Source organism: Bradyrhizobium sp. 139 (assembly GCF_023074175.1).
Taxonomy (GTDB): domain Bacteria; phylum Pseudomonadota; class Alphaproteobacteria; order Rhizobiales; family Xanthobacteraceae; genus Bradyrhizobium.
In genome coordinates this window covers 89,180-98,901 of record NZ_JADPKS010000158.1, presented here as the reverse complement: position 1 = coordinate 98,901, position 9,722 = coordinate 89,180, and the positions used below count along the sequence as shown (strand labels likewise).

Below are 9,722 nucleotides of genomic sequence, written 5' to 3'. Positions count from 1 at the left end.
CCATCGCGTTGATCCCGTACAGAAGCAGGTTCCCGGCAAGCGGATGACGCAAAAAGGGATTGACTAACCAAGGCCCGTTACAGAAGCCCGGATGGAGCGAAGCGAAATCCGGGGTGTCTTGCCGTTGGGCATAGTCCCGGATTGCGCTTCGCTCCATCCGGGCTACGGGTCTGAGCTTGCAGAAGCGCCTCAGGCCGCCTTCCCGCCCATATACTCCGGCAGCCAGCGCTCGAACGATTTCCGCAGCGTATCGATCGCGACCGGCGGTTCGCCCGCGATCGCGATCGCATCGCCCCCGGTGGTGCCGATCCGCACGCAGGGCACCTCGCAGCCGCGCATCTTGGCGAGCACGCGGCCGGCTTCCGTTTCCGGCACGGTGACGAGATAGCGCGCCTGGTCCTCGCCGAACCAATAGGCCTGCGGCACGAGCGCGGTGGGCGCCGCGAGCAGCTTCGCACCGATGCCGCTCGCCATCGCCATCTCGGCGAGCGCGGTCAGGAGACCACCGTCGGAGAGATCGTGCACGGCGGTCGCGGTGCCCGCATGGATCATGCCGCGCACGCAGTCGCCGTTGCGCTTCTCGGCAGCGAGATCGACCGGCGGCGGCGCGCCCTCCTCGCGACCGCAGATGTCGCGCAGGTAGACGGACTGGCCGAGCCAGCCATGGGTCTCGCCGACCAGGAGAATCGCCTCGCCCTCGGCCTTGAAGGCCAGCGAAGCGGATTTGGTGAAATCGTCGAGCAGGCCAACGCCGCCGATCGAGGGTGTGGGGAGGATCGCGCGGCCGTTGGTCTCGTTGTAGAGCGAGACGTTGCCGGACACGACCGGGAAGTCCAGCGTGCGGCAGGCTTCCGAGATGCCCTTCAGGCAGCCGACGAACTGGCCCATGATCTCGGGCCTTTCAGGATTGCCGAAGTTGAGATTGTCGGTGATCGCGAGCGGCTTGCCGCCGACCGCGGTAATGTTGCGCCAGGCTTCTGCCACGGCCTGCTTGCCGCCTTGATAAGGATCGGCCTCGCAATAGCGCGGCGTGACGTCGACGGTCAGCGCCAGCCCCTTCGGCCCGTCCTGCACGCGCACGACGGCGGCATCGCCGCCGGGACGCTGCATGGTGTTGCCGAGGATGACGTGGTCGTATTGCTCCCAGACCCAGCGCTTGCTGCACATGTCGGGCGTGCCGATCAGCTTCTCCAGTGCTGCGCCGACACCCATCGGCGCCGGCACCTCTCGCGCGTGCACGACCGGCAGCGCCGCAGAGGGAATATGCGGGCGGTCATAGAGCGGCGCTTCATCGCCGAGCTCCTTGATCGGCAGATCGGCCATGACGTCGCCGCCATGCTTGACGACAAAGCGCTTGCTCGGCGTGGTGTAGCCGACGACGGCGAAGTCGAGCCCCCATTTCCTGAAGATCGCCTCGGCCTCCTGCTCCTTCTCGGGCTTGAGCACCATGAGCATGCGCTCCTGGCTCTCCGAGAGCATCATCTCGTAGGCGCTCATGCCGGTCTCGCGCGTCGGCACCGCGTCCAGATCGAGGTCGACGCCGAGGTCGCCCTTGGCGCCCATCTCGACCGCCGAACACGTGAGCCCCGCCGCGCCCATGTCCTGGATCGCGATGACGCAGCCCTTCTCCATGATTTCGAGACAGGCCTCGAGCAGCAGCTTCTCGGCGAAGGGATCGCCGACCTGCACGGTCGGGCGCTTCTCGTCGGACTTGTCGTCGAACTCGGCCGAGGCCATCGAGGCGCCGTGGATGCCGTCGCGGCCCGTCTTGGAGCCGAGATAGACGATCGGCATGTTCACGCCGGAAGCGGCCGCATAAAAGATCTTGTCGGTGTCGGCGAGGCCCACGGCCATCGCGTTGACGAGGATGTTGCCGTCATACCGCGTATGGAAGCGCACCTGGCCGCCCACAGTCGGCACGCCGAAGGAATTGCCGTAGCCGCCGACACCGGCGACAACGCCGGAGACCAGATGCCGGGTCCTGGCATGCTCGGGCGCGCCGAAGCTCAGCGCGTTGAGGCAGGCAATCGGCCGCGCGCCCATGGTGAAGACGTCGCGCAGGATACCGCCGACGCCGGTGGTCGCGCCCTGGTATGGTTCGATGTAGCTCGGGTGGTTGTGGCTCTCCATCTTGAAGACCACGGCCTGGCCGTCGCCGATGTCGATCACGCCGGCGTTCTCGCCGGGGCCCTGGATCACCCAGGGCGCCTTGGTCGGCAGCCCGCGCAGATGGATGCGCGAGGATTTGTAGGAGCAGTGCTCGTTCCACATCGCCGAGAAGATGCCGAGCTCGGTGAAGGTCGGCTCCCGCCCGATCAGCTTCAGGATGCGCTCGTACTCGTCGGGCCTGAGCCCGTGGGCGGCAACCAGTTCGGGAGTGATCTTGGGTTCGTTCTTCATGGATTCGGGGCTTTCGGCGGGCTTTGGCCGTTCTTAGGAACATCGGGGGCTCACGAAAAGCCCTTTATGGCGCATTTTCCCGCTGTCCCACATTTTGCAGCCGGGGAGTGCGGGAACAGGAATTGCAAGGCGCAGACGGATCGGATTTAAGGACTAAAGACCCGTAATTGAAGGCCCATTTCCTTGCACGAATTGACCAAAGCGCCCCCGCCCCGCCGTCCCGACCTCCACATCGCCGCCGAGGGGGAGTTCAAGGGCTGGCGAACCTGGATTCGCGACAGTTTCGAGAGCCATATCGGCCCGTTCTGGCACAAGATCGAGGACGATGGCAGCGTCCGCAGTGCCTTCCGGGTCGAGAAAAAGCACCTCAACGGCTCCGGGAACGTCCATGGCGGCTGCTTCATGGCGTTCGCCGACTATTGCCTGTTCGCGATCGCCACCCACGAGTTGGATGGCCCGGCCGTGACGACGAATTTCGCCTGCGATTTCCTCGATGCGGCACGCGAGGGCGAAATGATCGAATGCGTCGGCGAAGTGTCCCGCGCCGGCGGCTCGCTGATCTTTTTGCGCGGCAAGCTGACGTCAGGCGGACGGCCACTGTTCACCTTCTCCGGCACGATCAAGCGGGTGAAGCGGAAGCCCGCACTCCAGGCAAACGCATAGCTCGACGCCTTCCCTTTTCGCGGCCCCTCGCCCAGAATTGCAAGAAGCGCCGTCGCGCCGGGGAGCAGGAACAAAGGTGCCGCAGAGCACATCAAGGGCGGGCCGCACGGCGGCCTCCGCAGCATCGCCGTTGCTGTCCATGGCCGCCACCGGCGCACGCAACTGGCGCGACTATGCCCTGCTGTTGGCGCTCGCCTGCTGCTGGAGCTCGACCTATCCGCTGGCCAAGCTCGCGCTCGACACGATCCCGCCTGTTACCTTCATCTCGGTGCGCTCGCTGATCGCGGCCGCGTTCCTGTTCGCGATCCTGTGGATGCGCGGAATCAGCCTGCCGACGGATGTGAAGGCCTGGAAGCTGTTCGCGATCCAGCAGCTGATCAACTCGACCTTTCCGTTCCTGATCATCACGTGGTCGCAGCTCTATGTGCCGGCATCGAACACGGTGGTGCTCGCCTCGACGACGCCGATCTTCGCCTTCCTGATCACCTCGCTGATCACGCGGCACGAGCCCGCGACGTTGCTGAAGCTCGCGGGCGCGATCCTCGGCCTTGCCGGTACCATCGTCATCGTCGGCCTCGACGCGCTGCGCGGCTTCGGCAGCGAGATCGTGGCGGAGATCGCGATCCTGCTCGCCACCATCTCCTTTGCCTGTGCGACGATCTTCGGCCTCCGCCTCTCCGAATACGATCCGATGGTGGTGGCCACCGGTTCGCTGCTGTTCGGCGGCCTCGTGCTGCTGCCGCCCTCGCTCATCATCGACCAGCCCTGGACCCTGCACCCGACCCCGACGGCGATCGTCGCCACCATCGTCATGGGCATCGTCTCCAGCGCGCTGGGGCTGATGCTGTTCTACGTCTGCCTCGGCCGGCTCGGCACGCTGACCACGAACGCGCAAGGGTACCTGCGCATCCCGATCGGCGTGGGGCTCTCCGTGCTGCTGCTCGGCGAGAGCGTGCCGTCAAACCTGGCACTGGGGCTATTGCTGGTCATGGCCGGCGTCGCCGCGATGACGGTGCCGGCCGAACGACTGAAGCTGCGCTAGCGAGCGCCGATCAGGCAGCCATGTTGGGTTGCCGGAAAGCCGCTTCCATCTCGCGGCGCACCCGCACGGCGAGACTGTTGGGATCGTACTCCACGTCCTCCCATCTCAGGCGCTGACCTTCCGCAATGTCGGTCTTGAGCTTGACCTGATGGGCGAGGCCGAGCGGCAGATAGCCCTGCTTCAGAGAGGCGTCGGCCGGGGTCTGCTTACCCCACACGCAGAATCCGCCCTCACCGTCGAGCATCTCGCCGGCTTTTAGCTTGCGCTTGGCGGTCGCCACCACGTCCGAATTGAACGCGATCGGCGCACCGGTCGGCTCCTTGCGCAGCGCAGCGGAAGCCACGGAGATACCGAGCTCGAGCCCGATCATATGGATCGGCCGGTACAACGAGGCGTATTTGCCGGTCTTGTCCGGCAGCATGCTGTATTCGCGGAAGCATTCCTCGGAATAGGCGCTGTCGGTCTCGAACACGACATAGGTGCCCATCACGAGGCTCTGAGGGACGTCGGTGCCGTCACGATAGACCGAGGAAGTGACCTCGGTGACGCCCGACTTCTCCAGCATGCCACCGTCGGATTTCGGCTTGCAGATTTCGGCGTGCTCGAACCGCGTTGCCGGCGGAAACGACAGGCCCTCGCTCTGCGCATGCAGCCCGGTCGCATTGCACACCGCCGTCATTTCGATGCCCGACTTGGTGCCGTCGACGAAGGAGTTGAACATCTTCGGGTTGATCGAGTTGCGATCCTTGATCTTCATGTATTTGTCGAGGATGTCCCAGACCGCATCCGGCGTCGACTGGTGATAGGTCGGGTGATAGCGCGTACCCTTGCCGGCGGCGACGACCTTGAAGCCGGCGGCACGCGCCCAGTCGACGTGATCGGCGATCAGCGCCGGCTGGTCACCCCAGGCAAGTGAATAGACGACGCCGGCCTGCTTCGCCTTGCGCGCCAGGATCGGACCCGCGACTGCGTCCGCCTCGACATTGACCATCACAATGTGCTTGCCGTTCTCGATCGCCTTCATCGCAAAGCGGATGCCGGCGCCGGGATCGCCGGTCGCCTCGATGATGACCTCGATCGCCGGATGGGTGATCAGCGCGTCGGCGTTGTCGGTGACGACGGTGCGGCCATGCTTGAGCGCGTCGTCGATCGTGGCAGCCGCGTATTGCTCTTCCGGCCAGCAACCGAGCTTGAGCTGCGCACGGGCGCGGGCGGTGTTCAGGTCGGCAACGCCGACGAGATGCATGCCGTCGGTCTGGCGCACCTGCGACAGGAACATCAGGCCGAATTTTCCGGCCCCAATCAGGCCGATGGTAACAGGCTTGCCGGCTGCCTTGCGCTCCAGCAGCATGCGATGGAGATTCATCTGGATTTCCTTAAGCGTTCCTCGGGTGACAGCGTTGTTGCGGCCATGACGTCCGGCCGCGCCCGCCTTGCACGGAAACGTTAGGCAGCGGCGACTCCGAGGGCAATTCAGATTATCTGCCGCGACGATGTAGGCGCGCTAAACAATCCGTGCGCTTTGCCCCGCGCTCCAGGCGTCGCGCTCCGCGCGCAGCCAGTCGAGGAAGATGCGGGTCTTGCGGTGGCGCAGATGGCCGTGCGGGCAGACGATCCATTGCGTGGTCAGCGCGACTTCCGGGGGGTCCTTCACGGGGCAAACCAGGCGGCCGTCGCGTAATTCGCGCCAGGCCAGCAGCTCGCTTTCCAGCCCGATGCCAAGGCCGTCGACGGCAGCGTCGATCGCCATGTGGCTGCGGTCGAACAGCACGCGTTTCCAGCGCTCCGCAGGCTCGATGCCGGCCTCCATGAACCAGCGCGGCCATTGCATCTGCGATTTCACCGAATGGATCAGCCGGTGCTCGAGCAGGTCCTGGGCTACGAGGCTGCCCGCCGCAAAGGACGAAGGCGCACACAGCGGAAAGAATCGCTCCTTGCCCAGGCTTTCAACGAACAGACCGGCCCAGCCGCCTTCGCCGTGGCGGATCTCCAGGTCGACATTTTCCTTGCGGAAATCGGTCGGCTCATTGGTGCCGTCGAGCCGCAATTCGATGTCCGGATTGGCATCAACGAAGCTCGCAAGCCGCGGTAGCAGCCATTTGCTCGACACGCTCGGGGCTGCGCGCACCGTCAATGTGGTGGCGGAGCGGATGCCGCGGACATGCTGCGTCACGTCGGTGACGTGCTCGATCTCGCGGCTGATCATCTCGAAATAGCGCTCACCGGCCTCGGTCAGCGTGATGTTACGCCCGACCCGCGAGGTCAGCGCCGTGCCGAGGTGCAGCTCGAGAGCCTGGATCTGCTGGCTGACGGCCGAAGGCGTCACCCGCAATTCGTCCGCCGCACGGGAAATGCTGCCCGCGCGCGCCACCGCGTGGAAGACAATGATGGCGCGGAACGGTATCTGCATCAGGAAACCTTTTAGGCCAGCTAAAGTGACGGCGAATATAATTCAATTGTCGTGCATGACCAGCGATCTAGGCTTCAGGTTCAAGGCAGCCCGCGACAGACGGGTGCTGATAGAGGAAACAAGACGGGCGCAGAGCGTCGGTCCGCCCGGGGGGAAGGAACGCAAGGCGAGGCCCTTTCACCAGCTACAGCGATTTTGACGACACCGGCGCGGCAAAGCCTGCGCGCGGCAACGAGCACGTGCGCCGAAAAAGGCGCCGCCAAAGACCATCAGGGAGGACCAACGATGTCGGGCAAGGGCCACAGGATTTCACGGCGCAACTTCATGGTCGCAGCTGCGGCCGTTCCACTGGTCGCGATCCGCACCCGGCCGGCGCAGGCCGCGGAGTTCGAATACAAGCTCGCCACCGGCCAGTCGCTGACGCAGCCGATCAACACCCGCCTCGATGAGGCCGTAAAGCGGATCAGGGAAGCGAGCGGCGGCCGGCTGGAGATCAAGTTCTTTCCCGCCTCGCAGCTCGGCTCGGACACCGATCTCCTGACCCAGATCCGCAGCGGCGGCGTCGATTTCCTCAACATCGCGGGCTCCGTCCTCTCGACGGTGGCGCCGATCGCCGGCATCGCCAATGTCGGCTTCGCGTTCTCGGATTACGGCCAGGTCTGGAATGCGATGGACGGAGACCTCGGCAAGCTGATCGCAAGCCAGATCGAGAAGACCGGCGCGCTGGTGATGGCCAAGCCCGCCGACAACACGTTCCGGCAGGTTTCGTCGTTCACCAAGCCGATCAAGACGCCCGCCGATCTCGCCGGTTACCGCATCCGCGTGCCGGTGTCGCCGATCTTCACCTCGCTGTTCAAGTCGCTGGGCGCCAACCCGACCTCGATCAACTTCAACGAATTGTACACGGCGCTCCAGACCCATCTCGTCGACGGCCAGGAGAACGGTCTCGTTACCATCGAGGCCGGCAAGATCTACGAGGTGCAGAAATACATCTCCGAGACCAACCACATCTGGGATCCATTCTTCATTCTCGGCAACCGCCGCTCGGTCAAGGCGCTGCCCGACGAGTTGCAGGCGATCGTGCGGCGTGAATTCGACCAGGCCGCGATGGAGCAGCGCGCGGATACCGCAAAGCTCAATCTGACACTGAAGGATCAGCTGACCGCCAAGGGCATCACCTTCGAGGTCTCGGACAAGGAGGCGTTCCGCAAGGGGCTGTCGGCCGCAGGCTTCTACAAGGAATGGCGCGGCAAGTTCGGCGAGGACAATTGGAAGATTCTGGAGGCCGCGGCCGGAGCGCTGGCATGAGCGCGGTGATCGGCATCCCGGAAACGGTGACGCTCGGCGAGGCGCGGCCGTTGCGCGGACGCTGGCTGGAGCAGTCGCTGCGCTGGCTGGTGGAGGTTCCGGCGGCGATCGCCGTGGTCGCCGAGGTCGTCATCCTGTTCGCTGGCATCGTCGCACGCGGAATCTTCCACCGGCCGATCATCTGGTCGGACGAGCTCGCATCCATCCTGTTCCTGTGGCTGGCTATGCTCGGCAGCGCGATCGCCGTGCAGCGCTCGGCGCATATGCGCCTGACCTTCTTCACGTCGTACCTGTCGCCGCGTGCGGAGGCCTGCGCCTCGACGCTCGCGGCCGGCGGGGTTGCGCTGTTCCTCGCGATCATCCTGCATCCGGCGCTGGACTATGTGGAGGATCAGGCCTTTGTGGAGACGCCGGCGCTGGGCTGGTCCGGCATGGTTCGTGCTGCCGCCATCCCGGTCGGGTGCATCATCGCGCTCGCCAGCATCTGCCTCACCCTCGTCAAGCGATCCGCGAAGGACCTGCTTGCCGTCGCAATCCTGTTTGCGGCGATTGCTGGCCTGCTCTATTTCGTAGGTCCCTCGCTGAAGTCGCTTGGCAACTGGAACCTGCTGATCTTCTTCGTCGGTCTGCTTGGCTGCGCCGTGATGGCGGGCGTGCCGATCGCGTTTTCCTTTTGTCTTGCGACCGTCGCTTTCCTGCTGACCACGACACGGACGCCGTTGCTGGTCGTGGTCGGGCGGATCGACGAGGGCATGAGCTCGCTGATCCTGCTGGCGGTGCCGCTGTTCGTGCTGCTGGGACAACTGGTCGAGCAAACCGGCATGGCGCGCGTCATGGTCGCGTTCCTCGCCTCTGTGCTCGGCCATGTCCGGGGCGGGCTCTCCTATGTGATGCTGGGCGCCATGCTGCTGGTCTCGGGCATCTCCGGCTCGAAGACCGCCGATATGGCGGCGATCGCGCCGGTGCTGTTTCCCGAAATGCGCAAGCGCGGCATGAAGGATGGCGAGCTGGTCTCGCTGCTCGCGGCATCAGGCGCGATGAGCGAGACCATTCCGCCGTCGATCGTTCTGATCGCGATCGCCTCCGTCACCGGCGTGTCGATCGCGGCACTGTTCACCGCCGGCATCCTGCCGGGGATCGTGCTGGCGATCGTGCTCGCCTTCGTCGCGCGCTACCGGGCGGGCGCAGAGGAGAACGCCGCGCTCAAGGTCGCGCGGGCACCGATGTCTGTCGTGGCGAAGACGTTCTGGGCGGCGCTGCCGGCATTGGCCTTGCCGTTCCTGATCCGCAGCGCGGTGGTCGAGGGCTATGCGACCGCGACCGAAGTCTCGACGATCGGCATCGCCTATTGCCTCGTGCTCGGCCTGGTCATCTATCGTGGCAGCCTGACCTGGAAGAATGTGCTGCCGATGCTGGTGCAGACGGCCTCGCTGTCCGGCTCGATCCTGTTCATCGTGGGGGCTGCGAGCGCGATGGCATGGGCGCTGGCGCAATCCGGCTTCTCACATGATCTGGCGGCGCGTATGGCCGGCGTGCCCGGCGGCGCCTGGGGCTTCCTGTTGATCTCGGTCGTCGCCTTCATCGTGCTCGGCAGCGTGCTGGAGGGCATCCCGGCCATCGTGCTGTTCGGTCCACTGCTGTTCCCGGTGGCAGCAACGTTCGGGATCAACGAGGTGCACTATGCGATGGTGGTGATCCTCGCCATGGGCCTCGGCCTGTTCGCGCCGCCGTTCGGCCTCTGCTATTACGCCGCCTGCAGTATCGGCGGCGTGTCGCCGGACGCCGGCATGCGCCGAATCTGGATCTATCTCGCCTGGCTGTTCCTCGGCCTGCTGCTGATCACCTTCGTGCCCTGGATATCGCTGGTGTTTCTGTGAGATTCTCAGGCTGAAGCCATTC

Annotated in this window: 7 protein-coding genes; 4 read left to right on the top strand and 3 right to left on the bottom strand. The window is 65.1% G+C overall.

Annotated elements, in window-relative coordinates; genetic code table 11:
• Positions 1–189 precede the first annotated feature (189 nt).
• Positions 190–2,400: a phosphoribosylformylglycinamidine synthase subunit PurL gene (gene purL, locus IVA80_RS34165; protein ID WP_247439519.1), complete on the bottom strand. Its 2,211-nt coding sequence runs from the start codon at positions 2,398–2,400 to the stop codon at positions 190–192.
• Positions 2,401–2,583: 183 nt separating this feature from the next.
• Between purL and IVA80_RS34160 the strand changes: the two genes are divergently transcribed.
• Positions 2,584–3,063 (top strand): PaaI family thioesterase, encoded by a 480-nt coding sequence (locus tag IVA80_RS34160; protein ID WP_247439518.1) that lies wholly within the window; start codon positions 2,584–2,586, stop codon positions 3,061–3,063.
• Positions 3,064–3,139: 76 nt separating this feature from the next.
• On the top strand, positions 3,140–4,105 hold the full coding sequence (locus tag IVA80_RS34155) for a DMT family transporter (protein WP_247439517.1): 966 nt from the start codon (positions 3,140–3,142) through the stop codon (positions 4,103–4,105).
• 10 nt (positions 4,106–4,115) lie between these two features.
• Here the strand turns inward: IVA80_RS34155 and IVA80_RS34150 are convergent, their stop codons facing one another.
• Both IVA80_RS34150 and IVA80_RS34145 read right to left on the bottom strand, forming a co-directional pair.
• The gene (locus IVA80_RS34150; protein ID WP_247439516.1) at positions 4,116–5,471 is read right to left on the bottom strand and encodes a Gfo/Idh/MocA family oxidoreductase; all 1,356 of its coding nucleotides are present in this window, start codon (positions 5,469–5,471) and stop codon (positions 4,116–4,118) included.
• Between the two features lie 138 nt (positions 5,472–5,609).
• Positions 5,610–6,515 (bottom strand): LysR substrate-binding domain-containing protein, encoded by a 906-nt coding sequence (locus tag IVA80_RS34145; protein WP_247439515.1) that lies wholly within the window; start codon positions 6,513–6,515, stop codon positions 5,610–5,612.
• A 285-nt stretch (positions 6,516–6,800) separates the two neighbouring features.
• Between IVA80_RS34145 and IVA80_RS34140 the strand changes: the two genes are divergently transcribed.
• Together IVA80_RS34140 and IVA80_RS34135 are read left to right on the top strand one after the other, a co-directional pair.
• The gene (locus tag IVA80_RS34140; RefSeq protein ID WP_247439514.1) at positions 6,801–7,823 is read left to right on the top strand and encodes a TRAP transporter substrate-binding protein; all 1,023 of its coding nucleotides are present in this window, start codon (positions 6,801–6,803) and stop codon (positions 7,821–7,823) included.
• Entirely contained in the window at positions 7,820–9,700 is a 1,881-nt protein-coding gene (locus tag IVA80_RS34135; protein ID WP_247439513.1) for a TRAP transporter large permease subunit, read from the top strand. Before IVA80_RS34140 ends, IVA80_RS34135 begins: the two co-directional genes overlap by 4 nt.
• The last annotated feature ends 22 nt before the right edge of the window (positions 9,701–9,722 follow it).

Excerpts from the sequence above, each read along its gene's own strand:
- IVA80_RS34145 (WP_247439515.1), bottom strand. The coding sequence starts at position 6,515 with ATGCAGATACCGTTCCGCGCCATCATTGTCTTCCACGCGGTGGCGCGC.
- IVA80_RS34150 (WP_247439516.1), bottom strand. The coding sequence starts at position 5,471 with ATGAATCTCCATCGCATGCTGCTGGAGCGCAAGGCAGCCGGCAAGCCT.
- IVA80_RS34135 (WP_247439513.1), top strand. The coding sequence starts at position 7,820 with ATGAGCGCGGTGATCGGCATCCCGGAAACGGTGACGCTCGGCGAGGCG.
- IVA80_RS34140 (WP_247439514.1), top strand. The coding sequence starts at position 6,801 with ATGTCGGGCAAGGGCCACAGGATTTCACGGCGCAACTTCATGGTCGCA.
- purL (WP_247439519.1), bottom strand. The coding sequence starts at position 2,400 with ATGAAGAACGAACCCAAGATCACTCCCGAACTGGTTGCCGCCCACGGG.